Origin of the sequence: Collinsella bouchesdurhonensis (assembly GCF_900155365.1) — a bacterium.
Classification (GTDB): Bacteria; Actinomycetota; Coriobacteriia; order Coriobacteriales; family Coriobacteriaceae; genus Collinsella; species Collinsella bouchesdurhonensis.
This window is the reverse complement of sequence record NZ_LT699739.1, coordinates 499,623-526,176: the sequence shown is the minus strand read 5'-3', so window position 1 is coordinate 526,176 and position 26,554 is coordinate 499,623. Positions and strand designations below refer to the sequence as shown.

Below are 26,554 nucleotides of genomic sequence, written 5' to 3'. Positions count from 1 at the left end.
CGATCTAACTGGTAATCAAACTGGCCTCCGTCATCGCGCGCCTCCCCCGATGTTTTGGAGCAGTGCCGATCTAACTGGTAATCAAACCCGTTCGCGATAGCCATTCTCTACCTCCCGTTTTGGAGCAGTGCCGATCTAACTGGTAATCAAACGACGGTAGTCGTGGTCGAGCAGCGGAAGCGGTTTTGGAGCAGTGCCGATCTAACTGGTAATCAAACGATTGCTCTCTGGCACGCCCTCACGCCCTGTTTTGGAGCAGTGCCGATCTAGCTGGTAATCAAACTCCCGAGGCTGGCTATGACCTGTTCCAGCAGGACCCTGACGAATGGACCGGACCGAAGAAGCGAATGGCCTAAGGAGGCTGACATGATTCATCCGGGGGAACAGATGGGCGGTAGGCCTGCCGACTGCAAGGCGTGCCAAGGGTGCCTGTTCGCGCACGGGCCGGCACCGTTCGAGAACGCCCCGGATAAGGCGTACTGCCTCATCTACCGACGCGGGGAGAGCACGGGGAAGCCGCGCGCCATCCTTTTCGACGGCGCGTCGTGCGACCACTTCAGGCCCGATACCGAGCCGCAGCCCTAGAGACGACAGAACGAGAGCGTAAAAGGCCGCGCGGGGGTGTGGCCTTTCTCATGCAGCGTGCCGCCGCCGCAGAGCGTGCCGCCGCAGAGCGCTGGCACCTGAGCGACCGCGAGCGCGCCGTACATGCCGCGCTCGGCTAGCGCGTGACCGGTGCGCGACCATGCGTCTATGTTTTGGAGCAGTGCCGATCTAGCCGGTAAGCAAACCAGAAACGCCCAATTCCGCAGTTGCGACCTGAAGTCGTGAGCTGCACGTCGTAAGTCATGCCAAAGAGCGTTCTCGCCGGCTCGTCTGGTCCTAGCTCTCTGATACTGATCGTGTTGATGCAGCTCGTTGTGCTATACTCGATTATGGTCTTTTCCTTTCTGTTTAGGCCGTTGTTCTAGCTGGTAGTCTTCGTGCTGAGTGCTACCATCGAGACAAGGGCGGTTACCCGGTGCTAGCGGGTGGCCGGCTCGTTTTCAGCTTTCGAGGTTGGAGGGTGGCCGTTTTCCGCGTCGTGCGGGGAGCGGCTATTTCTTTCGGTGCCCGATATCCTTACCGATTCAGTGGCCGAGTTCGATAGCCGCGATTATGAGCACCAACAGTTCGATGATTTGCGTAACGTCCATGTCTGGACCTCCGTTCATATCGTTGAGTCATCGCTGCCCTTGTCTCGATGGGAGCACTTTGCGTGCCGCTTTTCTCTGCGCTATCCGGTTATCGAGGTTCCCGCCGTCCGGTTGACCCGGTTGGCAGCTGCATCATGCGGCTGCGGCATTCGCTCCGTCAAGCGACGAGAAGAGCGGCGAGGTATTGCGAGGTTCCTATATGCGCGAGATGCCGCAAACAGCAAAATAGCAGGTCAAAAGGCAAAACGTTTTGGAGTATTGCCGATTTAGCCGGTAATCAAACTGGCGGAAGACATGGCAGCCGTAAACCTCGATAGAGCATACGCGTCACGCTGTTCAGATATAAGAAGGAGAGGAGCAGCCGCTACGACGCACTTTGGGATAAGGTACGCGAACGACCCGACCGATGAGTTCAGCGAGTACATCGTCGATTCCGTCGACCTCCTCAACCTGCAGCTCGCTCCCCACGGCGTGGGTTTCTTCTTCGACGCGGTCGACGTCGGGCTCCCCGAGGGGCCTTTGTCAAGGGGCGCGCGACAAAGGCGGGACAGGGCAATTCGCGGAGGGCCGGGCAATAATTCTGGCGTCCAGCGTGGTTGCTTGAGCTGTGGGAGCGGGGAGCCGTCCAGGTGATGCTGCTGCCATACAACTGCCAGCGGTTTAATCGGGCGACGTTTCAAACCCATCTTGGCCGCTTCCACAGCGTTTCTTGCAATTTTGACGTTGGAAATAAAAAGAAAGGTTGCCGGCCCTATGATGCATTCAGCAGAATTATCAAAAAGCCTCAAGCGGGAGGAGTCCAAATGAAAACGAGCATCGAGGGACGTCGAGCTTTGATCACCGGCGCGGGCTCGGGCATCGGCAGGGCTGTTGCCCAGCGGTTGAGTGAGCTTGGCTGCGACGTTGTCCTGGTGGGCAGGACCGGTGCCACGCTCAATGAGACCGCTGCCCTTTGTCCGGGTGCCACCAAGACCGTCACCTGTGACCTTACGGACGAGAGCAGCATCCTTGCGCTTGTGGGGTACATCCGCGCAACTGGCGGGCTCGATATCTTGGTGAACAATGCGGGCATCGTGCAATCGGGGCCGCTGGAGAGCATATCGACCAAAAAGTTCGACGCCGTGATGGCAACAAACGTGCGCGCGCCGTTCATCCTCATGCGCGAGACGTTGCCGCTCCTTAAGGCATCGCCATCGCCTGAGATTATCAACGTTTGCTCCGTTGTTGCCCATGAGGGTTATCCCAATCAGAGTGCCTATGTTGCGAGCAAGCATGCCCTGTGCGGTCTTTCCAAGTCGTTTGCCAACGAGGTCTTTGAAGACGGCGTTCGCGTCCACCTCATCTCCCCGGGAGGCGTTCTGACCGACATGGTTGCCAAGGTGCGTCCCGAGATTGTGGGGACGCCCATGATTTTGCCAGAGGACGTTGCAGATGCGGCGGAGTACCTGCTCACGCATCGCAGCGATGCCGTTTGCGACGAGATCCGTCTCCATCGTGTGACAAAGGCACCGTTTTAAGGGGCTTTGGGTCGCTGCGGGGCGGTGGCCTGGCGGCGCGTGGGCGCACGACCGCTGTGCGCTCATTGCATTTCTTGTCCGCGCGAGGGCTTACGATTTGCCTACGAGGAGTCGCAAGCATGTCCATGTTTATCCCAGGTGACACCCATTCTTATGGTGACAGGCGGCGCGACGGTTGGCACTGTCTCACTTACACGGACATTGTTGCTTTGGGGTGGTGCTTGTCTGATTGCCGATGAGAGACCGGAAAGAAACTGTCGAGGGCAAGGAGAATCGTCATGGCAAATGTTCGAGACTGTATATACGGCCAGGCCGTTGGCGATGCGCTGGGGGTTCCGTTTGAGTTTCGTGGGCGGGATACGTTCGAGTGCACCGGGATGGTCGGCTTCGGTACCCATGGACAGCCGGTGGGCACCTGGAGCGACGACACATCCATGACGCTCGCGATATGCGACAGCTATCGTGATTTGGGCGGCATCGATACCGATGGCATCCGTGCGCGGTTTCTGGCGTGGTATCGCGACGGCGCCTATACGTGCGACGGTCTTTTCGATATCGGCAACGCGACGGCGCGTGCGCTTATAGCAGGCCATGGTCTGTCTGGCGAGCGCGATAACGGCAATGGCTCGCTTATGCGCACGGTTCCTTTGGCGTTTTTTGATGTGACGGACGATGAGGTTCGCGCGGTTTCTGCCATCACCCATGCGCACCCGACTTCAACCGAGGCATGCGTGCAAATGGTGCACGTTGCCAAGGCGCTTGTCGACGGCATGTCGGTTAGCGATGCCGTGGCCATGGGCGGGGTTGACGCAGGAAAACCGCGTGGCTCGATCAGTTCTGGCGGGTATGTCCTCCATACGTACGAAGCGGCGCTTTGGTGCCTTGCCAACACGTCGAGCTACGCGGAGTGCGTGCTGACGGCTGTCAACCTTGGCGACGATACCGATACGACCGCCGCCGTTGCCGGTGCCCTTGCTGGCATTGTCTATAGCTTTGATGGCATCCCTAGCTGCTGGATTGATGCGCTCAAGGGCAAGGATGTTATCGAGGCATGTCTGCCGTAGATGGGTGGCTTGGGGCGCCGTTCGTCTAGCGCATCAGCTCGAAAGTCAATCCATCGTAGATGTCTCCACGCACCTGGCGGATTCCGTCTTTTCGCCTGTACTCTGTGAAGCCGAGCTTTTGCGCCAATGCGATCATGCGCTCGTTGCCCGACCAGGTTTGGGTGAAGATGCGCTGGCTTCCATGGGCTTTTAGGTAATCGATAAGACCCGTGAGCGCTGCGGTGGCAATGCCGTGCCGGCGGTACTGGGGATCAAACACGCAGATGCCAATCGCCCTGCCGAGGGACGTTGTATCGCACCCGTCCAAGATATTGCAGTTGCCGTCAATCAGATAGCTCGCGCAGGAGCCCACGTGTTCGCCCTGATAGTCGATCTCAAAACGGCTGCGAATGCTCGAATCGGAATACTCGGATGCTTCGGAAACCCAGCGCCCGAGTTTCTCGATATATTCCTTGAGTTCGCGCTCGCATTGCTTAGGAGTACGTCCTTCGTAAAGCCAGGGGGCATCCCAAAGCTGCCATTCGGTCTCGATGGTTTCCCATCGGATGTAATCGGCGATGTCTTCTTGACGAATATCGCGCAGCGTCACATCGTCATTCGTTTGTATTTCCAAGGCGATTCGCCCCCATATCTGGATTGTGCTGCTTTGGATTGTGACACAAAGTTGTTTCTGGAGAATAACGGCGGAACTTGCTGGAGGCGGGTGGATGCCGGCGGGCCGTCGATGCTGTGCCGGCATCCGCGCTCCCCTCCAATGTGCAACAATAACAACTGCCTATCATCAGCGAAAGGAAGCCCATGTCTCAGCGAAGCACCAGCCCGCTCAAGCGATCGACCGTGCGCCGAACGCTGCGGCGATTTTGGGACGTCACGCGCACGCAGCCGCTGATCGTCTTCCTTTCGGTGTTTTCGTCTGCGGGCTACATCTTCTTGCTTACGTTTGCCAACACCTATGTCATGGCGCTTATCGTCGACCGTGTTCAAGCTGGCCCTGTGGTGGGCGATCAGGTATTCGAGGTCTTTGGACCGTATATTCTCGCGCTTGTGCTCGTTAACCTGGTGGGCCAAATTCTTTCCAAGCTGCAGGACTATACCGTCTACAAGCTCGAGATTGCCGGCAATTATCATCTGGCGCGCCTGTGCTTTGACACGCTTTCCAACCAGTCCATGACGTTTCACACCAGCCGTTTTGGCGGATCGCTCGTGAGTCAGACGAGTCGCTTCATGAGTGGCTACACCGGCCTGGTGGATGTGACCGTGTACTCGCTCATTCCCACAATCACTTCGGTTGTCTGCACGGTTGTAGCCCTGGCGCCGGTGGTGCCGCTGTTCACGGCGATTCTGGTCCTCATTATGATTGTCTACATCGCTTTTGTATGGGTGATGTACAAGCGCATCATGCCGCTTTCGGCCGCTACGTCCGCCGCGCAAAACAAGCTCTCGGGCGTGCTTTCCGACGCTGTGACCAATATCTTGGCTGTTAAGACCTGCGGCCGAGAGGACTTTGAACGCGATCTGTTCGACACCGCCGACCGTGCCGCACGCGATGCCGAGACGGTTTCGATGCATGCCATGATGCAGCGCAACTTCACGACCTCCGGCCTTATCGTTATCACCATGGCCGTGGTGAGCGTTTTCGTGGCGGGCGGCAACGCGTGGTTTGGCATCTCGGCCGGTGCGCTCGTTATGATCTTTACCTACACGTACAACCTCACCATGCGGCTCAATTACGTGAGCTCCATGATGCAGCGCATCAACCGTGCGCTGGGCGACGCCGCCGAGATGACGCGCGTGCTGGACGAGCCGCGCTTGGTGGCAGATGACGAGGACGCTCCCGGGCTTAAGGTACGCGAGGGCGCGATTGATTTCGAGCACCTGAACTTTGCCTATCGCGATGCAGCATCGGGCGAGAGCGTGTTTGACGATCTTACGCTGCACGTGCCGGCGGGCCAGCGCGTGGGCCTGGTGGGCAAATCGGGCTCGGGCAAGACGACGCTCACCAAGCTGCTGCTTCGCCTGGACGACGTTCAGGGCGGCCGCGTGCTTGTTGATGGGCAGGACGTCTCGCGTTGCACGCAGCAAAGCCTGCGCCGCCAGGTTGCCTATGTGCCGCAGGAGGCGCTGCTGTTCCATCGTTCTATTCGCGAGAACATCGCCTACGGGCGCCCCGACGTTACCGACGAGCAGATTCGCGAGGCGGCTCGCTTGGCTAACGCGACCGAGTTTATCGACCGTCTGCCGCAGGGCTTTGACACCATGGTGGGCGAGCGTGGCGTTAAGCTTTCGGGCGGGCAGCGCCAGCGCGTGGCTATCGCACGTGCCATTTTGACCGACGCCCCGATCTTGGTGCTTGACGAGGCGACATCTGCTCTCGACAGCGAGTCCGAGGCGCTGGTGCAGGAGGCGCTCGAGAACCTCATGCGCGGGCGCACCTCGATTGTTGTGGCGCATCGCCTTTCCACGGTGGCGGCGCTTGATCGCATTGTGGTGCTTGCCGACGGCAAGATCGTGGAGGACGGCACGCACGCGCAGCTTGTGGATGCGGGCGGCGAGTATGCGAGCCTGTGGGGTCGTCAGACGGGTGCCTTCTTGGAGGCGTAACGCTGGAGGCGTAGCGCGGCGGTGCCGATGGGGTGCTTGCGGATGGCGTTCCGGGCTGCTTTTCTCGCTAACGTGTGGCGGTAAAACGTGCATTTCAAAACGAGTGGCGGTGAATCGTGCGGAATCGGGCCGTATCTAGCCCGGAGGCGTTTCAAAAACCGCCACTCGTCGGGAGATGTTGGGAAAACCGCCACTCATTTCCGGGCGACGCCGCCATGGTGGGCAACATGTTCGTGAGCGCACCAAGGCGGCACCGAGACGCTGCTCGGCCCCGTATTCGTCGATTGATGAGTGGCGGTAAAACGTTCATTTAATATGAGTGGCGGATAATCGTGCAGAATCAGAACCTATCTGGCGCTATGCCGTTTCAAAAACCGCCACTCGTTCAAAAATGTTCGAAAACCGCTACTCATTTGAAACGATGCAATGGCCCAAACGGGTGCCGTGCTCGCAAGTGCATTAAAAGCCGCCACTCGCCCAGGAACAGCATCGTTCTCGATGGTCGGTCTGTCCGCGGGCGCGGCAAACCTGCCGCTCGTTCAGGGCCAGCACCGCTCCAAGCCGCTGCAACCGCTGCCGTCAACAAAAGGGGCACCGCCGGAAGATACACTTCGGCGGCGCCCTGGTCCCATTTTCTGCCGGGTCACTCGGCTACTTTCCAAAAATTGCGCCGAAGAGCCCCCTGCGCTTGGTCTTTTCCTCTCGATACGCACCCTGGCTTGCCGCAGCGGTTTGCTGCCCGGTGCCCTCGCCACCTCGACGGACAATCTGGTACAAGAACGGCGACTTGATGTACTTGACCTCGATAGGCGTTGCATGCACGGTGCTTTCGCTCGAAAGGCGCAGGCTCGGATTGAGGGGCGCCACGATGTGCGTCTCGCGCTTTTCGCTGAACACCACTGCTGCCGCGCGACCGGTCTGTCCGTTGACGGCGATGCGCACCTGTTCGTCGTCTCGACCATCCGCCGCTGGACGGTCAACAAAGTACACGGGCACCATGACCAGGCCGTCCTTGTGCCTGCGCGCCTTGCGAGCCCACTTGCGGATGCTTTTTTTGTTGAACCCTAGGGCAGACTCGGCGTCATTGCCCGCGATATCGAGCGCTAGCTTGTCGATAACGACGTTGTCTTTGGTCGAGGCATCGACGGCGATCACGCGGAAGTCACCCTCCTGCATTGCGGGATCGAACGGGGCGACTTTCGAGAAATCCCAGGGCTCGAGAATTCCCATAAGGCGAACATCCAGGTAATTGGCTCGGGGGTACGCCCAGTCGAGTACCTCGTAATACACCAGTGCTTCCTTATTCAGGCCCTTGCCTGGGAAGGACGCCATCATACGCAGGTCGGCAAGCGCCATGGGGAAGTAGAAGAGCATCATATCGTTTTGAATGGCGTCTTCCACGTTATGGCCTGCAAAGGCATCGGGGTATTGCCGCACGAGGTGCAAAGCGTTGGCGCGTGCCTGTTGCTCGGTAATCGTGCATGGAATTCCCTGTTCGGGCACGTATTCCGCACCAACGCCCATGGTCAGGCGCTTGCTGAATGCGCCGGGTTTGAGCAAGTCGGCGACACCGATTTTATTGCCACACGACGGGCACTCGAACACGCGCTGTGTCGACGAGCCCTCAAAGGCCGCACCACAAAACGGGCAAGGGATGGTCACGTGCTCGGCTTCTTGGTACTCAGAAGCGGTGGCGCGGTCTTCCCATAGAAGATGCTCGAGCACCGTTTGGTTGCGCCAATGGGGATTGAAGAAATACCAATCGGGATCTTCGGGCGTTTCGAGCTGCGAGACATGGGTGAGTTTGAGCAGACCGTCGACAACTTGAAGCGTCTGATGCCGAATGCCCAGAGCGCTCTTGGGCTCTCCTGCGCCCGGGGCCCACGGTGTGGTCGTTCCGCAGTAGGCGCACTCAAATGAGCGGCTGGCCTGGTGCGAATACATGGGACCGCCGCAGTTTTGGCACTTGATGGCAAAGAACTCGTCCATAGGGTGAGCCTCCTTAACGCTTGGTCTGTTGCCACCAAGTATGGAGAGGCTTGTTTTTCGTGCCTAGACCCTTAGGTCCCGTTTTGGAGCTGTGACGGCGCCCTGCGGTGCACTGTCATGCAGGGCTAGATGGATGGGCGCCGTCAGGCGGTCGCTGTGCGTCGGGTGGCCATTTCATGTCCGGCGGTCATCGAGTGTCGGGCGCTCGCTCGTGCCCGCAGAGTCCTGTCCTCGCAAGAACCCGTGCTGGCAATCGTCAGCACGCACATGTGCCAGTGCCCGCAATCGCCCACGTCGGCAATCGCCAGTCCGCGCAATCGCCAGCGTACGAAAATGCCAATGCCCGTGACCGCCCACACCCACAGTCGCCCTACTGATACCTCAGACACTCCACCGGGTCGAGCTTTGCTGCACGGCGGGCGGGGTAGAAGCCAAAGATCACGCCTATACCTACGGATACCGCAAAGGCGAGCAGTACCGTCGTGATGGAAAAGCTCGGGGCGATTCCTCCGCTTGCGCCAAGCTCGTTCAGGATGCCGGAGTTTGCGGCAAAAAGCGTCAGCGCCCAGGCAAGCAGGTATCCGATGACCACGCCCAGGATGCCGCCCGTGATGCACAGCGCCGAGGATTCGGCCAGGAACTGGGCTGTGATATCGCGTCTGCTCGCGCCGAGTGCGCGGCGGATGCCAATCTCGCGGATGCGTTCGGTAACGTTGGTGAGCATCATGTTCATGATGCCGATGCCGCCCACCAAAAGCGAGATGCCCGCCACGGCGCCCATGATGAGCGAGAACGAGCCCATAAAGGAGTTCATGGCGTCGATAGCGCTTTTCATCGAGCTGACCATGACGTCTCCGCTTTCATCGTCACCGCTCAGCCCCTTGAATTCCTGAATCTTGGTCTTGATGGTATTGCACAGCTCGTCGATATCGGCGTCTTCTCGTGCGAGGGCCGTCACGTTGGGGAATACGCTATTCGAGTCCATGAACAGCGCAGCGATTGTCGCCCTCGGTATGATGAGCGACAGCGATCCCAGGGATTCGGCGCCATTATCGACCACGCCGATGATGCGCACTTCGCCGCTCGATACCTTGATTGTCTTTCCCAGGGCGTCTTCCATGTTTTGGCCAAAAAGTTGTTCAGCGCCGTTGCGGCTGATCATCGCCACGCGCGCGCCGGTCTTGGCCTCGGCCTCAGTATAGGAGCGTCCACAGAGGGGCTCGTCATATCCCTTAATCTTGAGCACGGAGATGTCCATGCCCTCAGTTGAGACGTTATATGTGGTGTCGCCTTTTTGATAATCGGTATAGGCGTTGTCGATGATGCCTATCTGCTCGATCTGGGGAATCGTCTTACGCAGTTTCTCGATATCCGAATCGGTGAGGTTTTCTGATGAATAGATTTGGATCATGCGCGCCGCATTGAGGCCCAGACTGTTGATGAGACCGTTTTGGATGCCGCCGATGAGCGAGGTCATGGCTATGACCGATGCGATGCCAATGACGATACCCAAGATGGTAAGCAGGCTTCGACCCTTGTTGGATTCAAGCGAGTGCAATGCCTCGCGAATCAAATCGCGGATGCTCATAGCGTTGCCCCCTCTCGTGGCTGCAGGGTGGGAAGTGCAGCGATATCCGAGCGAAAGCCGGTGGCGCCGGCAGCGTTGGCAGCACTTCGCGCGTGCGCCGCGCGCGGAATATAGGCGCCTTCGTGCAGACGTCCGTCGCGGATGGTCACGGCGCGGTCGGCCTCGGCGGCAATTCCGGGGTCGTGCGTGATGAGCACGATGGTCTTGCCGCGCTCCTGGAGCCTGTGGAACGTTTCCATGACAAGGGCTCCGGTGGTCGAGTCGAGATTGCCCGTGGGCTCGTCGGCCAGGATGATGGGCGGATCGTTGACGAGCGCTCGCGCGATGGCGACGCGTTGCATCTGGCCGCCCGAGAGCTCGGATATGCGATGGTCCCAGTGGTCGACGGGAAGCGTGACAGCTTGCAGTGCGTGGACGGCGCGCATCTCGCGCTGCGAGCGCGGTACATTGGTGTAGGAGAGAGGGAGCATCACGTTTTCGATAACCGAAAGACGCGGCAGCAGGTTGAAGCTCTGGAAGACAAAGCCGATGCTTAAGGCGCGCACCTCGGTAAGCTCGTCGTCATCGAGCTCGGCCACGTTGAGTCCTTGCAAGAAGTAGTCTCCCGCCGTCGGTTTGTCCAGGCAACCCAGGATGTTCATGAGCGTCGACTTACCCGAGCCGGAAGGGCCGGTGATGGCCACGAACTCGCCCGGATCTACAGCTAGGCTTACGTTATGGAGGATGTGCGCGCAGCCGGCCTCGCTCTCAAAGATGCGATGCACGTTGCGGATGTCGATGACGGGGCGCATTACATGTCCTCATATGGCGTAGCGTCTGCGGGAGCGTCGGCATCACTGGAGCCGGATTCCGTGTCGACCACAAGAGTGTCGCCGTTGCGTAGTTTGGTTACGGGAACGTTTGGATTGATCTCGTTGCCTTGGTCGTCGTACTCGGTTTCAACCTTACCCACCACGGCTTCGTCGTCATTTTGGGTCACGATGGTCACCTCGACGCGGCGGGTCTCGGTGCCCGTCTCGTCGGTTGCCAGGTTGACGTAGTACGTGTCCCCGTCGTCGGTCATGAGGGCGAGGGTCGGAACCATGACAACGTTGTCAAGCTGTTCGGTGATGATCGAGACCTCGGCGGTCATGCCGGGCTTTAGGCGTTTGTCGGGCGCGTCGATGAGGATGTCGACGTCGAAGTTCACGCCATCGCCGCCATCACCGCTTGCCACCGAGGCGATGGCGGTGACGGTTCCCTGGCTCGTGATATCGGGAAATGCGGGATAGGTGACGTTGGCGGTTTGGCCCACGGCGATCTTTGCGATGTCTTTTTCACCCACCTGGACCGTTACCTTCATCTTGGAGAGGTCGGCGATCTGCATGCACTGCTTGCCGCCGCTCGTGTCGCCTTCGCCCATGACCATGCCGCCCGAGACGGTGGCGCCAACCTTGGCGTTGAGCTCCACGATGCTGCCCGAGCTGGGTGCCTTTACGGTGCGCTCGGCGGCGCGGGCATTGGCCTGGTCGAGGGCCGCCTGGGCGGATTCCACGGAACGCTGGGCGCTCGAGACGGCGCTTTGTTCCGAGGAGGTGTCGGTAGAGGCAGGGCTGCCCTCATCATCGACGGCCGGTGCGCTCTGTGCGCTGGTCAGGGCCCTTTTTGCAGCGGCGAGGTCTTCCTGCGCCGCGGCGAGGGTGCGCTGGGCCTCGGTAACATCGCGATCGAGGTCGTCGTTCTTGATAGTCATGAGCACGTCGCCGGCATTGACCTGCTGGCCCGTCTGCACGTTGATCTCTGCCACGGTTCCGTCGACGGTAGGGGAGACTACCGATGCCGAGATAGGCTTGAGCTGGCCTTTTGCCTCAACCGAGGTCGTAAACGTTCCTTCCTGGACCGTCTCGAGTACGGGCTCGTTTGTGGACTGCGGTTTCGAGCTCATGATGGCGGTCGCAACGACAGCGATGAGTATGATGCCGGCGATGACGCCCGCGACAATGCCGCGACGGATGAGCTTCTTGCGGCGGCGTTCGGCACGCTTGGCTTTGAGCTTAGCGTATGCCTCTTCATCGGAGATGGAAGAATCTTGCTGCTCGGGGTCTGCGGTGGTCAAGAGCGGCAAGGTCTCAGTCGAGTCTACGGGCAGGTGCTGGACCTCGTCCTGGGAGGTGCGGGGATCTTGAGCCATGGGGTCTCCTCTATAGATTCGGTTTCCTCGATGGTTTACATGCTTTCCTCGAAAGTTTACATGACGACCCTGGACGGTGTGTCGTGCGTGCGCTTTCTTACGAGCATGTTAGGAACCGAAGGGACCGCTCGGGTGGCGTCCAACTGCGCACAAGAAGCAAATTCGACCAGTGTCACCGCGCCGCCGCGGGAACCGGCTCATCCTCTGTGCAAATGAAGCAAATAATCCCATTTAGAGCTCGTGACCGCGTCCCTAAGTGGGATTATTTGCTTCATTTGGAAGCGTGGCGAGCCCGTGCCTGTTTTTGCCCCTCTGGTCGTTCCTCGATTCCAAGGGTATCAAACGCCCAAAGCGGGGATAATACGGCCAAGACGATAAACCAGGGAGAATTATGGGTGATAGCCTACATATCCGGTCCGAGATCGGCCGGTTGAAAAAAGTCATGCTTCATCGACCGGGCAGGGAGTTTCTCAATCTCTCGCCGGACAGTATGGGACGTTTGCTGTTCGATGACATCCCGTATCTCGCGGCGGCGCAAGAGGAGCACGATAGATTTGCCGAGCTTCTGCGCGAAAACGACGTTGAGGTTCTGTACCTTGACCAGCTCGTTGCCGAGTCGATCGCATCGAACGCGGCTGCCCGGGAAGAGCTCCTGGATGGTTGGCTTGCGCAGTCGGGCGTTTCTTCCCCTTCGGTTCTTGAGGCGGTGAAAGATAAGCTCGAAAGGATTGAGGACCCCCTTGTCCTTGTTGACAAGCTGATTGAAGGTATCAGGGCCGACGAGCTCGAGCTTTGCACGAGTGGGTCGTGTCGTTCGCTTGCCGATGTTGTTGCGGCAGGCGGTAATGAGCGCGGTGGCCTTCTTATCGATCCCATTCCCAACTTGTACTTTACGAGAGATTCCTTTTCCATCATCGGACAGGGCGTATCGCTTAACGGTATGTGGTCGGTCACGCGGCGTCGCGAGCCGTTGTTTGGGCAGATCGTTTTCAAGCATCATCCTGTCTATGCGGGCGCGCCCGTGTGGCGCGAGCCCGGCCATGAGGCGAGCGGATGTATCGAGGGCGGAGACATTCTCGTGCTCGGGCCGAGTACGATTGGCATCGGCATTTCCGAAAGGACCGATGCTTCCGGTATTGACGCTCTCGCCGAGACGCTGCTGTGGGGGAGTCCCGCCTCTGGCGTCGACCGGGTTTTGGCGTTTTCGATTCCGCGCAAACGCTCGTGCATGCATCTGGACACGGTGTTTACGCAGCTTGATGTCGACGCCTTTTTGGTGCACCCCGGGATTCTCGGGACGCTTAAGGTTTTTGAGCTGACGCGTGGGGCAAGCGCTGGCTCGACTGCCATCAGGAGCCTCGAGGGGATGCCGCTCGAGAGTGTACTGGCCGATGCGATTGGGGTCGATTTCGTTCGAATCTACGAATGCGGTGGTGGCGACCCGTTGGCGGCTGCCCGCGAGCAGTGGAACGACGGTGCCAACACGCTGGCCGTAAGTCCCGGCAAGGTTATTGTCTACCAGCGAAATTCGGTCACGAACGACCTCCTGTATAAGAGCGGGTTCGACCTTATCGAGGTCCCGTCATCCGAGCTTTCGCGCGGTAGGGGAGGTCCTCACTGCATGAGCATGGCCTTTGAGCGAGAGGATTTGTAGGCACAAGTTCCCGTTGCAACAAAGCGCGGCGCGCAGATGCCCATGGCTCTGCGCGCCGCGCTATGTATATAAATGGGTTTTGCTGCGATACCCGAGAGGCTGTTTAGCCCCACACGCGCTCGGCCACGCGCTTGACCAGCGCGATCTTTGCCCATTGCTCATCTTCGGTAAGCTTGTTGCCGCATTCGCAGGAGGCAAAGCCACATTGCGGGGAGAGATAAAGATTCTCGAGCGGCACGTACCTGGCGGCTTCATTGATACGGTCGATCAAGAGCTCTTCGTCCTCAAGGCCGGGCTGCTTGGAGGTCACGAGGCCGAGCACGACCTTCTTGCCGGGCGCTACATACTTGAGCGGTTCAAAGGTTCCGGCACGCGGCGTGTCGAACTCAAGGTAGAAAGCGTCGACGTTCTCGTGGGCGAACAGGTACGGTGCGATGGGGTCGTAGCCGCCCTCGAAAGCGTATGTCGAGTGGTAGTTGCCGCGGCACACGTGCGTAGTGATCACCAGATCCTCGGGTTTGCCCTCAATCGCAAGGTTGTTGAGGTGAACGCCCAGCTCGGAGACCTTTTGGATGTCAACCGGGCTCATGCCGGTCTTGGCCACGAAGTCCGTGTCGCAGTAGATGCCCCAGGTGCAGTCGTCAAACTGGATATTGCGGCAACCTGCGGCGTAGAGGTCGGCGATGACGGTGCGATAGGCGGCAGCGATGTCTTCGATGAGGGCCTCGTCTGTCGGGTAGACGGAGCGCAGGCTTTCGATTTGCCCGTCGCAGCGGTCAAGAATCACCTCGGAGTAGGTTTGGACGGGGGCGGGGATGGTCTGGCGCGCGACCTGGTCGTCCTCCTCGAGTGCCTTCACGAATTTGAAGTGCTCGACGAACGGATGGTTCTCACCGGAGATTTTGCCGGCAACGACGGCGGTATCGGCCGTGGTCTCCTCGTCGTGGAACATATAGCCGGTGCGGCTCGCGCGGCGCTCGATACCGTTGAGTCCCCACATAAAGTCGAGGTGCCAATAGCTGCGGCGAAACTCGCCATCGGTGATTACGTGCAGGCCGGCGGTCTTTTGTTTGGCTACGAGGTCGCGGATGGCAACGTCTTCGACGGTCTTGAGCGCGGCGTCATCGATGATGCCTGCGGCATGGTCGGCGCGAGCCTGCTTGAGCACGTCGGGGCGCAGAAAGCTTCCGACGATGTCGTAGCGAAACGGTGCGTTATGGGTAGTGGGCATTGGGGTCCTCTCTCTGGTTTGATTAGTAAACCAGAGTATGGCAGCGGCTTTTGCCATAGGGAACTACTAAGAATTTATCGATATATATAGGTAATGGCTATGGTCTGACGAGGAATCTAGATTTGGATTGGTTTTCGCTTTGTTAGCAGGCCTGCGCCTGTTGAATGCTGCGGTTCGAAGTCGGATGGGGCTGATTTGCCGAGCGTCTGGGAAGCAGAATGATAGTATAAAATGTATAAAAATGTCCAAATCTGCTGTATAAATGTATCAAGAAAACTTCGGTTTTCCCATATTGACGTTTTGGGGCGCTTGACTGCAGGCCGGCTGCTCCGAAATGGCAAAAAAGTCAAATATTGCGCGATGGCAAGATGTCTTTTTGGCTCATATGGGGCATTTGAAGGTTTGGGGATGGTTCATGAACGGCGTTCATGAACCATTTTGCATGTTAAAGCATTTATACATTGATAAATTAAAGGGTTCCGAAGGCCCCCCATCGCGCATTTCTAAACTTTTTTACCAGATAGATCAGTGCATGTTGCAGCGAAGTTATTTTTTGTTGCGACCTAGTTGATATATCGCGACAGAGTGGGGGTCGAACATGTCTTTCAAGGCTCGATACTTAGCTTTGCCTTCGAGTGTCGCTTTGACTCTCGCGCTTTTGCTCAATCGAATACGAATGCATTTTGCATAGGAGTTTTCACTTGACGATTTTGTGTCGCCGGCGCCGCAAAAGCGCCCGTGCGATTCAATCCACGGCAAGCCGGGTAAGTATGCCATATGCCAACAGTGCCGCGGTGTCGATGCTGCGGCGTAGAGGAGGAACCATGTCTAAATACGCTGGAACCCAGACCGAGAAGAACTTGGCGGCTGCCTTTGCCGGTGAGTCGCAGGCAACCAATAAGTACACGTACTTCGCTTCCGTCGCAAAGAAGGAGGGCTTCGAACAGATTGCGGAGATCTTCCGTAAGACCTCAGCAAACGAGCAGTATCACGCCAAGATGTGGTTCCGCGAGCTCGAGGGCATCGGCGATACCACCGAGAATCTCGCCGCTGCAGCCGATGGCGAGAACTTCGAGTGGACCGACATGTACGACGGCTTTGCCAAAACCGCCGAGGAGGAAGGTTTCCCCGAGCTTGCCGCGAAGTTCCGTGAGGTGGGCGAGATCGAGAAGCACCACGAGGAGCGTTACCGTGCGCTGCTGCACAACGTCGAGACCGCTGCTGTCTTTGAGAAGAGCGAGGTCAAGGTGTGGGAATGCCGCAACTGTGGTCACGTCGTCGTGGGCACCAAGGCTCCGGACGTTTGCCCGGTTTGCAACCATCCGCAGGCGTACTTTGAGGTTAAGGCCGAGAACTACTAAGGTCCGGTAAGTCATATATACGACGGCCCCATCGGCTAGAGCTAACGCCACAGCATCGCACAGGTGCCGTGGCGTTTTTAATGCGCAACGGGCCTGGGTCGTATGTTTTGCGTTGAGTTTGCGCGGTCATGCTAGGATGGTCAACGAACTTTGACTAAAAGGGGATGCCAATCGTGACCATGCGTACCGATGATTTTGATTACACCTTGCCTGAGGAACTTATCGCCCAGGCGCCTGCCGAGCCGCGCGACTCGTGCCGTCTACTTGTACTTAACCGCAAGGGGGGCGACGCCGCAGATGCCGTGGCGTTGGAGCACGGTGGGACGGTCGAGCATCGCATCTTCCGCGACATCATCGATTACATCGAGCCGGGTGATCTGCTGGTCATCAACAAGACCCGCGTGATGCCGGCGCGCCTGATGGGGCGCAAGGCGGAGACTGGCGGTGTGGTAGAGACGCTTTTGCTCAAGCGCTGCGAGGACGTTGATCCTTTGGGCCACGTATGGGAATGCCTGGTCAAGCCCGGTAAGCGCCTAAAGCCCGGCGCGAAGATCGAATATCGTGCGGGCGGCGCCCATGCTCCCGAGAGCGCGCCGGTCGTGTTGACGGCCGAGGTTACCGATTACGTCGTTGACAGCCGTGGTGGCCGCCTGGTTCGCTTTGAGCCTCAAGGCACCGACCCCGCAACGGGCGAGTCGCGCACGCTTGACGAGGCCATTCATGCTGCGGGCCATGTGCCGCTGCCTCCCTATATTACCGATTACGAGGGTGATCCCGAGAAGTACCAGACCGTCTACGCGATGCCCGAGGAGCATTCGGCTGCGGCGCCAACGGCGGGTCTGCACTTCACTCCCGAGCTTATGCAGCGCATCGAGGATAAGGGTGCGCACTTTGCCGCTGTCGAGCTTGAAGTGGGTATCGATACGTTCCGTTTGGTGGAGGAGGACGACCCGACTCAGCATGTCATGCATACCGAGCGCTATCATGTGCCGGCCGAGGTAGTCGACGCCGTACATGCCACCAAGGCGGCGGGCCATCGCGTGATCGCCGTGGGGACCACCGCCGTGCGCTCGCTCGAAAGCGCCTTTGACGCGGATGCGCCCGTGGCCCCAAAACCCGTTACCGCACGGTACTTCGAGAATCGCGCCGATGGCGCCGACACTCTCGGGCGCGGCGATATCACCGTGCATGAGAACGCGACCACGCAGCTCTATCTCATGCCGGGAAGCACCTATCACGTGGTAGATGCCCTTATCACCAACTTCCATGTGCCGCGCTCCACGCTCATGATGCTTGTCTCGGCGCTTGCTTCGCGCGATCAGGTGATGGACGCATACAGGCAGGCCATCAAGGCGCGGTATCGCTTCTTTAGCTTCGGCGACGCAATGCTTATCGAGTAGGGTTTTCGCCATACACGTCCAAATATGAAGGCCGTGTGAAAATGTGACAAAATAAACCTGTCGTTTTGCTGTCACATCGATGAAAAACGGTCCCCCGGGGTGTGTGGGGCGACCGTTTTTCGTTACGTGCGATGTGAAAAGCTGCACTCGAGTTACTTCTTGATCCAGCTGAACATGGAGCGGATCTTCTCGCCGGTCTTCTCGATCGGGTGCTCGTTGATGGCCTCGCGCTGCTCGAGCAGCCACTTGTGGCCGTTGTTGCAGTCGCCCACGAACTCCTGGGCAAAGCTGCCGTCCTGGATGCGGGCGAGAATCTCCTTCATGGCACGGCGGCTCTCGTCGTTGATGACCTTGGGGCCGGCATAGTACTCACCGTACTCGGCGGTGTTGGAGATGGAGTAGTTCATGAAGTGGATGCCGCTCTCGTACATGAGGTCGACGATCATCTTCATCTCGTGATAGACCTCGAAGTAGGCAAGCTCCTCGGGGTAGCCGGCCTCGGTCAGGGTCTCGAAACCGGCCTTGATCATCTCGACGAGGCCGCCGCAGAGCACGGCCTGCTCGCCAAAGAGATCCTCCTCGGTCTCGTCCTTGAAGGTCGACTTGATGATGCCGGAGCGGGCGCCGCCCAGACCCCAAGCGTAGGAGAGGGCGATGTCCCAAGCGTCGCCGGTGGCGTCCTGGTAGACGCAAGCCAGGTCGGGCACGCCGGAGCCCTCGGTGTACTGACGGCGAACGATGTGACCGGGGCCCTTGGGGGCGATCATGATGACGTTGACGTCCTCGGGAGCCTTGATGTAGCCGTAGTGGATGTTGAAGCCGTGAGCGAAGCACAGAGTGTCGCCGGCCTCCAGGTTGGGCTCCACGAACTCCTTGTAGACGGCGGGCTGCGTCTCGTCGGGGGTGAGGATCATGATGACGTTGGCCTCCTTGGCAGCGGTGGCCATGTCGGTCACCTTAAGGCCTGCCTCGCGGGCCTTGTCGGCAGAGGAGGAACCCTCGCGCAGACCGACGCGCACGTCGCAGCCGGAGTCCATGAGGTTGAGTGCATGAGCGTGGCCCTGGGAGCCGTATCCGATGATGGCGACCTTCTTGCCCTGGATGATGCTGGGGTCGCAATCCTGCTCGTGATAAATGGTAACTGCCATGTCGTTTGTCTCCTTAAAATCGTTGGTAGGTGTGACATGTGCGCCCGTGGGGGGCTATCTATTCGCCGGATGGGCGGATAAACCGATGAATGGGTGTGCGGCCGCGCTGTGGCGCCGTCGCACAAGGCGTTACAGGTCGTGGTCGTGTGCCCCGCGGGACATCGCGATCTTACCGGTGCGCGTGAGCTGGCGAATGCCGTAACCGCGAAAGAGATCTTCCATGGCATCGAGCTTGGAAGGGGTTCCCGTGGCTTCGACGGTGAGCGTGTTTTTGCCCACGTCGACCACTTTGGCACGAAAGACGTTTGCGATTTCGATGATCTCGTGGCGACGCTCGGGCGTGGCGAGCACCTTGAAGAGTACAAGCTCGCGCTCGATAGCATCGGCCTCGGTGAGGTCGGAAATCTTGAAGACGCTCACGAGCTTATGGAGCTGCTTGGTGATCTGCTCAAAGCCCACCTCGTCTGCCTCCACGATAATGGTCATGCGCGAGAGCGTTTCGTCCTCGGTAGGGGCGACGGTAAGGGACTCGATATTGAAGCCGCGACGCGAGATCATGCCGGTGACGCGTGAGAGCACGCCGCTTTTATTCTCGACGAGAACGGACAAGATGTGCTTCATGCTCACTCGCCTCCCTTCTTGGGCCCGAAGCCCTTCTCGCTCACGCGCACACCGCCAAGGGTGACGTCGAGCGCGCCGATGATATCGTCGATTGGCGCGCCGGGGGCGACCATCGGGTAGACCGTCTGATCGATGGGGATTTGGACATCCAGCAGGTAGGGGCCTTCCGCCGAGAGCATCGCGTCGAGCGCCTCGTCGATCTCTTCGGGCTTGCTGATGCGCGCGGCCTGCCAGCCGTAGGCGTCGGCGAGCTTGACGAAATCGGGGTTGGCGTCGAGCTCGGTGAACGAGTAGCGCTCGTTGTAGAACAGGCGCTGCCACTGGTGAACCATGCCCAGGGCACGGTTGTCCATGATGAGCACCTTGACGCCCACCTTGTTGATGGCGGCGGTGGCCATTTCCTGCGAGTTCATCTGGAAGGAGCCGTCGCCTGCGATACAGACGACCTCGTCTTCGGGGCAGCCGATCTTGGCGCCAATAGCGGCGGGGAAGCCAAAGCCCATGGTGCCCAGGCCACCGCTCGACAGGAACGTACGCGCATGCTCGCGATGGATGTTCTGGTGTGCCCACATCTGGTGCTGGCCCACCTCGGTGGTGACGATGGAAGCCTCGGGATCGAGCTTGTCGGAAAGGTGGGAGAGCACGACTTCGGGTGCGATCATGCCGGGGAAATCCTCGAAGTCCTCGGTATAAAGCGGCCAGCGCTTGCGCCACTCGCACACGGTCTTGACCCACTCGGTGCCTACGGGTTGCGCCTCGGTCTTCTCGAGACGGTCGTTGATGGCGCCGAGCACCACCTTCGCGTCGCCCACGATGGGCACAGCGGGGTCGATGATCTTGCCGATCTCGGCCGGGTCGATGTCGATGTGGATGATTTTGGCGTGCGGGGCAAACTCATCGACCTTGCCGGTCACGCGGTCGGAGAAGCGCGCGCCCACGGCGATGAGTAGGTCGCACTCGGTGACGGCCATGTTGGCGTACTTGGAGCCGTGCATGCCCACAGGACCGAGGTTCAGCGGGTTGGAGCAGCGCATGGCGCCCTTGCCCATGAGCGAGGTGACCACGGGAATCTGCATGCGCTCGGCAAGTTCGGTGAGCTCGGAGCAGGCGTGGCTCGTCACGATGCCGCCGCCGGCGTAGATGAGCGGACGCTTGGATTCCTGGATGCAGGCCACGGCCTGGCGCACCTGCTTGGCGTTTCCCTTATAGGTGGGTCGGTAGCTGGGCAGGCTGATCTTGTTGGGGTAATGGAAGACCATCTCTGCGCTGGACAGGTCGCTTGGGATATCGATAAGGACAGGGCCGGGGCGACCGGTGCTTGCGATATAGAACGCCTCACGGAACGTGCGCGTAAGGTCATCGGTGGATTGGAGCAGGAAGGAGTGCTTGACCACGGGCATGGTGATGCCCACTATATCGGACTCTTGGAACGCGTCGGTGCCGATGACGCCGCGCGTAACCTGGCCGGTGATGACCACGAGGGGCACGGAATCCATGTAGGCGGTGGCGATGCCCGTCACCGTGTTAGTGGCACCGGGGCCGGAGGTGACCAGCACCACGCCCACCTTGCCGGTGGCGCGGGCATAGCCGTCTGCCATGTGCGTGGCACCCTGCTCGTGGCGGGCAAGCACATGGTGGATCTTCTTGGAGTCGTACAGCGCGTCGTAAATCTTGATGGCCTGGCCGCCAGGATAGCCAAAGAGCGTGTCCACGCCCTCGGCCTCAAGGCTGGCGATAACAGCTTGGGCGCCGGTCATGGTCTTGCCCTCGTGCTCGGTTTTCGAGCCGGGACCGAACGGACGGCCCTCGATGGCGGCCTTCCTCATCGCGAGTTTTTCTTCGAGTGTCGTCATCCGATATACGCCCCCTTATCTGCGCTGGAAACGAGTTTTGCGTACTTGGCAAGCACGCCGTGATTGTGCTTGGGTGCGGGTGCCGTGAAGGAGGCACGGCGAGCGGCCATCTCCTCGTCCGAAACGTCGACATCGAGCTTGCCACCTTCGATGTCGACGGTCACCATATCGCCTTCGTGAATAAGGGCGATGGGGCCGCCGGCTGCGGCCTCGGGGCTCACGTGTCCAATGCACGGGCCCTTGGAGGCGCCGGAGAAACGGCCGTCGGTGATGAGTGCCACGCTGGTGGAAAGCCCCATGCCGCAGATGGCGGAGGTGGGGGTGAGCATCTCGCGCATGCCCGGACCGCCAGCGGGACCCTCGTAGCGGATGACCACCACGTCACCGGGGTTGATCTTGCCGCCGAAGATGGCCTCGCAGGCCTCTTCCTCGGAATCAAAGCAGCGAGCGGGGCCGGTATGCTTCATCATCGAGGGGTCGACGGCTGCCTTCTTGACGATGCCGCCGTCGGGAGCGATGTTGCCGTGCAGGACGCGCAGAGCACCAACGGGCGAGATGGGGTTGTCGTGCGTGCGGCAGACCTCACCGTCAGCGGGCTTGGTGCAGCTCTTGAGGTACTCGGGCAAGGTGCCCATGCATGTAAGGGCACTCGTGTCGAGCAAGTTGAGCTCGGCCAGCTCGTGCATGACCACAGGCACGCCGCCCACGGCGTACAGGTCGATGAGCGGGCGCGGGCCGGAGGGCTGGAGCTTTACCAGATGCGGGGTGCGTGCAGATGCGGCGTCCCAGTCGTCCATGGTGATGGGGCAGCCGGCCTCCATGGCGATGGCGGTAAGGTGCAGCACCGTGTTGGTAGAGCCGCCAAAGGCCATATCGCACTCCATCGCGTTGTGGATGGCGGCGGGGGTGATGATGTCGCGGATGCAGATGTTTTTCTCCAGCAGCTCCATCACCTTCATGCCGGCGTGCTTGGCCAGGCGCAGTCGCTCGGAGTAGACGGCGGGGATGGTGCCGTTGCCGGGAAGCGCGATTCCCAATGCTTCGCACAGGCAGTTCATGGAATTGGCAGTGAACATGCCAGAGCACGATCCGCAGGTGGGGCAGGCGGAATCCTCAAGGTACTTGAGTTCCTCGTCGGTCATGGTGCCGGCTTGGACCTGGCCCACGCCATCGAACAGTGAGTTGAGGTCGGTGGTGGGGCCGCAGGTGCAGCCCTGCTTGTGACCGGGGAGCATGGGGCCGCCCGAGACAAAGACGGTGGGAAGGTTTACACGCAGCGCGCCCAGGAGCATACCCGGAACGATCTTGTCGCAGTTGGGGATGCAGACGGCGGCATCGAAAGCGTGGCCCTGGACAGCGATCTCAAAGCTGTCTGCGATGGTCTCGCGCGAGACCAGGCTGTAGTGCATGCCGTCGTGGTTCATGGCGATGCCGTCGCATACGCCGATGGTATCGATTTCAAACGGCACGCCGCCTGCCATATAGATGCCGGCCTTTACGGCTTCGGAAATCTTGTCCAGGTTGTTGTGCCCGGGGATGATATCGCTTTTGGAGCTAAAGACCGCGACGAGCGGACGGTTCATTTCCTCATCGGTGAGTCCGTCTGCCTTAAGGAGGCTGCGGTGGGGGGCTCGGGCCAAACCGCGCTTGATGGCATCGCTTCGAAGTTGCACGCTCGTGTCTCGCTTTCTCGCTGCGTTGGATACTCAACGGTGTGATGAGAAAATGCGAGCCAGATGGCGGTGCCCATCGCTCGATGCCTATGACGGAAGGCTTCCGGCCAAAAGGTACTTGCGCCGATCGGGACCGTGCGGGGGTGACCGCTGGCCGTGCGCGTTCGCTCGAGGCTGCTCGAGGGAATGTTCGGAACCGTCCACCGCAGGTTCTCAGATCCGCCTGCTTGCTGTGGGATGGATGAGGCTCCTACTCGCCCTGTCATCGCATTTACTCGTTGGCGGCTACTATACAGGAATATTGCGACTCACGGTTGAGAAAGTTTGGCGAAAGGCAGGAAATACTCTAGACGGCTAAAGTTTGTGAGGAAAATAATGCCCCCGAAATCTTGAGCGATTGCAGGGGCATGCGGTTTGAGGTGCATACTTGTGAACGCGTTGGGCTGGCTTACAGTTGCGTCTGAACAATCTGTGGGGTAAAGCCGGCGGCGGCAAGTGCCTCGACGATCTGCTGCTTGTGGTCCTCGCCGTAGGCCTCGATGGTTACGCGCAGCTCCACTGCGGCGTTGCGGTTGGTGGTCACGAACTGGTTGTGATCGAGCTTGATGACGTTACCGTTCTGCTCGGCGATGGCACTTGCCACCTTGAGGAGCATGCCGGGACGGTCGGGCAGCATCGTGGAGACGGTGAAGATGCGTCCGCGCTGAATCAGGCCGTGCTGCACGACGCTTGCCATGGTGATGACATCCATGTTGCCGCCGGAGAGGATGGAGACCACGCGCTTGTTCTCGGCGGGTAGGTGCTTGAGCGCCGCTACAGTGAGCAGGCCGGAGTTCTCCACGATCATCTTGTGGTTCTCCACCATGTCGAGGAAGCAGCCGATGAGCTCCTCGTCGGGGATGCGAATCACGTCGTCAAGGTTTTTCTGCAGGTACGGGAAGACTTTGTCGCCCACTTCAAGCACGGCGGTGCCGTCGGCGATGGTGTTGGCGTGGTCGAGTTTGACGGTGTGGCCAGCCTCGAGCGCACGCGTGAGGCTGGGCGCGCCCTCGGGCTCCACGCCGATCACGCGGATCTTGGGGTTGTAGAGCTTGGCAAAGGTTGAGACGCCGCAGGACAGACCGCCACCTCCCACGGGGACCAAAATGGTGTCGACCAGCGGCAGCTCCTGGATGATCTCCATGGCGATGGTGCCCTGACCGGTGGCGATGGTCTCGTCGTTGAACGGCGGGATGTAGGTGAGGCCCTCGCGCTCGGCAAGTTCGATGGCATGCGACTGTGCCTCGTCGAACACGTCGCCAAAGAGCACGACCTCGGCGCCGTAGCCCTTGGTGCGCTCGACCTTGATGAGCGGTGTGGTGGTGGGCATCACGACCACGGAGCGCGCGCCCGCATGCGAGGCTGCATATGCCACGCCCTGCGCGTGGTTGCCGGCACTTGCGGTGATGACGCCGCGATCGAGCTCCTCTTGGCTGAGCTTGGAGATCTTGTAGTAGGCGCCGCGCAGCTTGTAGGCACCCGTGCGCTGCATGTTCTCGGGCTTGAGCCACACACGATTGCCGCATTGCGCAGAAAGCGAGGGGCTTTCTACAAGCTTGGTCTCCTGGGTGACCTCCTTGACCTTTGCGGAGGCCTCCTCAAAGGCTTCGAGGGTGAGCATGTCTGCCATATGCACTTCCTTTTGATTTTTGCGCGTACGCCGCCGGTGATTTGCCTATAGTAAGGCAATCGGCTTTTCAATTTGGTGAGGTTTATGCAAAAAGGGGAGTGCGCATCTATGGAAGAGGAACGTATCGATGTGGGTTCGACCGTCATGCCGCCGCTGTTTCGCATTCACGATGCAGAGGTGGTGCGTGCGGGCAAGACGATTTTGCGCGTGGACGATTTTAGCCTGACGGAAGGCGAGCACGTGGCACTGCTCGGTCCTAACGGCGCAGGCAAGTCGACCTTCATCCAGTTGCTCACGCGCGAAGTTTTCCCGTTGTATCGCGACGAGCCTCCCGTGCGCTTTCGCGGGCAGGAGCGCCCCTTGCTGGACGATATTAAACGTGCCCTTGGCATTGTGAGCTCGACCATGCACGAACAGGTGCGCGTGCACCTGCCGGCCGAGGAGATCGTGTGCGGCGGCATCTTTGGCACGTTGGGTTTGCCCATGCATCGCGAGGTGAGCGACGTTGACCACGCGCGTGCGCTCGAGGCGCTCGACCGCTTGCACATCGCGAACCTTGCCGACCGCGACATCATGACGCTTTCCACCGGCCAGGTGCGCCGCGTGCTCGTGGCGCGCGAGCTGGTGCGCAACCCCTCTGTGCTGGTGTTTGACGAGCCTTGTACGGGCCTTGACCCGCAGGGTATGTATCATCTGCGCGAAACTATGCGCACGCTTGCCGCCGAGGGCTGCTCTATCATTCTGGTCACGCACTATCCGGAGGACATCATCCCCGCCATCGACCGCGTGCTACTCATCAAAGACGCGTCCATTTTTGCCGACGGCTCCAAGCGCGAGCTGCTGCGCGACGACGTGATGAGCGATCTGTTTGACGTGCCCTTGACCGTGAGCGAGCATGATGGCTGGTACTCGCTCTACGGCGCTCATCGGGGATAGGGGCTGCGATGTTAACGATTGGATGTCATCTTTCCATCTCGGATGGATACGAGGCAATGGGAAAGACGGCACTGTCTATTGGAGCCAACACGTTCGCGTTTTTCACGCGCAACCCGCGCGGCGGTTCTGTGCGTCAACTCGATTTAGACGATGTAGCCGCACTGCGCTCGCTCATGGCGGAGCATTCATTTGGGCCACTCGTGGCGCACGCTCCCTATACCTATAACCCCTGCTCTGCTAAAGAGCGTGCACGCGAGTTCGCGCTCGAGGCGATGGGGGAAGACCTGCGTCGTATGGAGGCGCTGCCGGGCAATTACTATAACTTCCATCCTGGCGCCCATGTGGGCCAGGGCGTCGAGCACGGCATCGAGCTCATCGCCGATACGCTGTGTCAGGTGATGTTTGAGGGGCAGCGCACGTGCGTGCTGCTCGAGACCATGGCGGGCAAGGGTACCGAGGTGGGAAGCCGCTTTGAAGAGCTCGCGGCGATTATCGATGCGGTGCGTACGCGCCGGCCCGAGCTGGACGGCTGCCTGGGTGTATGCCTCGATACCTGCCATGTGAGCGATGCCGGATACGATATCGTGCACGATCTCGACGGCGTGCTGGCTGAGTTCGACCGTGTGGTGGGGGCTTCGCGTCTTCGCGCCGTTCACATCAACGACTCCAAGAATCCCTGCGGGGCGCATAAGGATCGTCACGAGGTCATTGGCGCGGGCTACCTGGGGTCTGCCGAGCTCGGCGGGGGCGAGGAGGTTTTTGCGCGCATTGTTTCTCATCCGCGCCTGCGCGGACTGCCGTTTATTCTGGAAACGCCCAATGAGCTTGCGGGTTATGCGCATGAGATTCAACTGCTGCGGGGTCTGCAGGGGAACTAGTCGTT

At 59.7% G+C, this 26,554-nt stretch carries 20 protein-coding genes and 1 CRISPR repeat array (1 of these 21 running past the window's edge); of the genes, 9 read left to right on the top strand and 11 right to left on the bottom strand.

The features are described 5' to 3' along the window. Window positions 1-283: direct repeats of the CRISPR family, unit length 36 nt; unit sequence GTTTTGGAGCAGTGCCGATCTAACTGGTAATCAAAC; it reaches 16 nt to the left of the window's first position. Between the two features lie 83 nt (window positions 284-366). The 3 genes from BQ9843_RS04340 (at window position 367) to BQ9843_RS04325 (ending at window position 3,777) form a co-directional block, all read left to right on the top strand. Next, window positions 367-585, top strand: a complete 219-nt coding sequence (locus BQ9843_RS04340; protein ID WP_075844016.1) for a hypothetical protein — start codon at window positions 367-369, stop codon at window positions 583-585. A 1,414-nt stretch (window positions 586-1,999) separates the two neighbouring features. After that, window positions 2,000-2,713 carry an SDR family oxidoreductase gene (locus tag BQ9843_RS04330; RefSeq protein ID WP_075844014.1) on the top strand — a complete coding sequence of 238 codons (714 nt, stop codon included), beginning with the start codon at window positions 2,000-2,002 and terminating at the stop codon, window positions 2,711-2,713. Between the two features lie 278 nt (window positions 2,714-2,991). After that, window positions 2,992-3,777, top strand: a complete 786-nt coding sequence (locus tag BQ9843_RS04325; protein ID WP_075844013.1) for an ADP-ribosylglycohydrolase family protein — start codon at window positions 2,992-2,994, stop codon at window positions 3,775-3,777. Between the two features lie 25 nt (window positions 3,778-3,802). Here the strand turns inward: BQ9843_RS04325 and BQ9843_RS04320 are convergent, their stop codons facing one another. Next, window positions 3,803-4,366, bottom strand: coding sequence for a GNAT family N-acetyltransferase (locus BQ9843_RS04320; protein WP_230205580.1), 564 nt, complete (start codon window positions 4,364-4,366; stop codon window positions 3,803-3,805). A gap of 209 nt (window positions 4,367-4,575) precedes the next feature. On the opposite strand from BQ9843_RS04320, the gene BQ9843_RS04315 reads away from it, so the two are divergent. Beyond that, window positions 4,576-6,378, top strand: a complete 1,803-nt coding sequence (locus BQ9843_RS04315; protein WP_075844011.1) for an ABC transporter ATP-binding protein — start codon at window positions 4,576-4,578, stop codon at window positions 6,376-6,378. A gap of 651 nt (window positions 6,379-7,029) precedes the next feature. On the opposite strand, the gene BQ9843_RS04310 is transcribed toward BQ9843_RS04315, so the two are convergent. From BQ9843_RS04310 to BQ9843_RS04295, 4 genes are all read right to left on the bottom strand, one after another. After that, a complete protein-coding gene (locus tag BQ9843_RS04310; RefSeq protein ID WP_075844010.1) occupies window positions 7,030-8,367 on the bottom strand; it encodes a TFIIB-type zinc ribbon-containing protein in 1,338 nt (445 codons plus the stop codon). Between the two features lie 370 nt (window positions 8,368-8,737). Beyond that, the gene (locus tag BQ9843_RS04305; protein ID WP_075844009.1) at window positions 8,738-9,955 is read right to left on the bottom strand and encodes an ABC transporter permease; all 1,218 of its coding nucleotides are present in this window, start codon (window positions 9,953-9,955) and stop codon (window positions 8,738-8,740) included. After that, complete coding sequence (locus BQ9843_RS04300) at window positions 9,952-10,746, bottom strand: ABC transporter ATP-binding protein (protein WP_083647913.1); 795 nt, start codon at window positions 10,744-10,746, stop codon at window positions 9,952-9,954. The genes BQ9843_RS04305 and BQ9843_RS04300 overlap by 4 nt, the downstream gene beginning before the upstream one ends. Further along, window positions 10,746-12,125 (bottom strand): efflux RND transporter periplasmic adaptor subunit, encoded by a 1,380-nt coding sequence (locus BQ9843_RS04295; RefSeq protein ID WP_075844008.1) that lies wholly within the window; start codon window positions 12,123-12,125, stop codon window positions 10,746-10,748. Before BQ9843_RS04295 ends, BQ9843_RS04300 begins: the two co-directional genes overlap by 1 nt. 391 nt (window positions 12,126-12,516) lie before the next feature. Here BQ9843_RS04295 and BQ9843_RS04290 point away from each other — a divergent pair, with 391 nt between their 5' ends. Next, window positions 12,517-13,779, top strand: coding sequence for an arginine deiminase (locus tag BQ9843_RS04290; RefSeq protein ID WP_075844007.1), 1,263 nt, complete (start codon window positions 12,517-12,519; stop codon window positions 13,777-13,779). Window positions 13,780-13,882: 103 nt separating this feature from the next. Here BQ9843_RS04290 and BQ9843_RS04285 read toward each other — a convergent pair whose 3' ends face one another. Continuing rightward, window positions 13,883-15,010 (bottom strand): 5-methyltetrahydropteroyltriglutamate--homocysteine S-methyltransferase, encoded by a 1,128-nt coding sequence (locus BQ9843_RS04285; RefSeq protein WP_075844006.1) that lies wholly within the window; start codon window positions 15,008-15,010, stop codon window positions 13,883-13,885. Window positions 15,011-15,834: 824 nt separating this feature from the next. Between BQ9843_RS04285 and rbr the strand changes: the two genes are divergently transcribed. Both rbr and queA read left to right on the top strand, forming a co-directional pair. Further along, window positions 15,835-16,371, top strand: coding sequence for a rubrerythrin (gene rbr / locus BQ9843_RS04280; protein ID WP_075844005.1), 537 nt, complete (start codon window positions 15,835-15,837; stop codon window positions 16,369-16,371). A 179-nt stretch (window positions 16,372-16,550) separates the two neighbouring features. Further along, complete coding sequence (gene queA, locus BQ9843_RS04275; protein ID WP_075844128.1) at window positions 16,551-17,771, top strand: tRNA preQ1(34) S-adenosylmethionine ribosyltransferase-isomerase QueA; 1,221 nt, start codon at window positions 16,551-16,553, stop codon at window positions 17,769-17,771. A 152-nt stretch (window positions 17,772-17,923) separates the two neighbouring features. On the opposite strand, the gene ilvC is transcribed toward queA, so the two are convergent. The 5 genes from ilvC to ilvA form a co-directional block, all read right to left on the bottom strand. Next, on the bottom strand, window positions 17,924-18,919 hold the full coding sequence (ilvC, locus tag BQ9843_RS04270; protein ID WP_075844004.1) for a ketol-acid reductoisomerase: 996 nt from the start codon (window positions 18,917-18,919) through the stop codon (window positions 17,924-17,926). A gap of 129 nt (window positions 18,920-19,048) precedes the next feature. Then, entirely contained in the window at window positions 19,049-19,540 is a 492-nt protein-coding gene (gene ilvN, locus BQ9843_RS04265) for an acetolactate synthase small subunit (protein WP_022387721.1), read from the bottom strand. A gap of 2 nt (window positions 19,541-19,542) precedes the next feature. After that, the gene (gene ilvB / locus BQ9843_RS04260; protein WP_075844003.1) at window positions 19,543-21,393 is read right to left on the bottom strand and encodes a biosynthetic-type acetolactate synthase large subunit; all 1,851 of its coding nucleotides are present in this window, start codon (window positions 21,391-21,393) and stop codon (window positions 19,543-19,545) included. Next, complete coding sequence (gene ilvD / locus BQ9843_RS04255) at window positions 21,390-23,066, bottom strand: dihydroxy-acid dehydratase (RefSeq protein WP_075844002.1); 1,677 nt, start codon at window positions 23,064-23,066, stop codon at window positions 21,390-21,392. Before ilvD ends, ilvB begins: the two co-directional genes overlap by 4 nt. Before the next feature lie 448 nt (window positions 23,067-23,514). Further along, window positions 23,515-24,735 carry a threonine ammonia-lyase gene (gene ilvA / locus BQ9843_RS04250; protein ID WP_075844001.1) on the bottom strand — a complete coding sequence of 407 codons (1,221 nt, stop codon included), beginning with the start codon at window positions 24,733-24,735 and terminating at the stop codon, window positions 23,515-23,517. A gap of 108 nt (window positions 24,736-24,843) precedes the next feature. Between ilvA and BQ9843_RS04245 the strand changes: the two genes are divergently transcribed. Beyond that, on the top strand, window positions 24,844-25,671 hold the full coding sequence (locus BQ9843_RS04245) for an ABC transporter ATP-binding protein (RefSeq protein WP_075844000.1): 828 nt from the start codon (window positions 24,844-24,846) through the stop codon (window positions 25,669-25,671). Between the two features lie 8 nt (window positions 25,672-25,679). Further along, window positions 25,680-26,549 carry a deoxyribonuclease IV gene (locus BQ9843_RS04240; protein ID WP_075843999.1) on the top strand — a complete coding sequence of 290 codons (870 nt, stop codon included), beginning with the start codon at window positions 25,680-25,682 and terminating at the stop codon, window positions 26,547-26,549. Window positions 26,550-26,554: the final 5 nt, after the last annotated feature.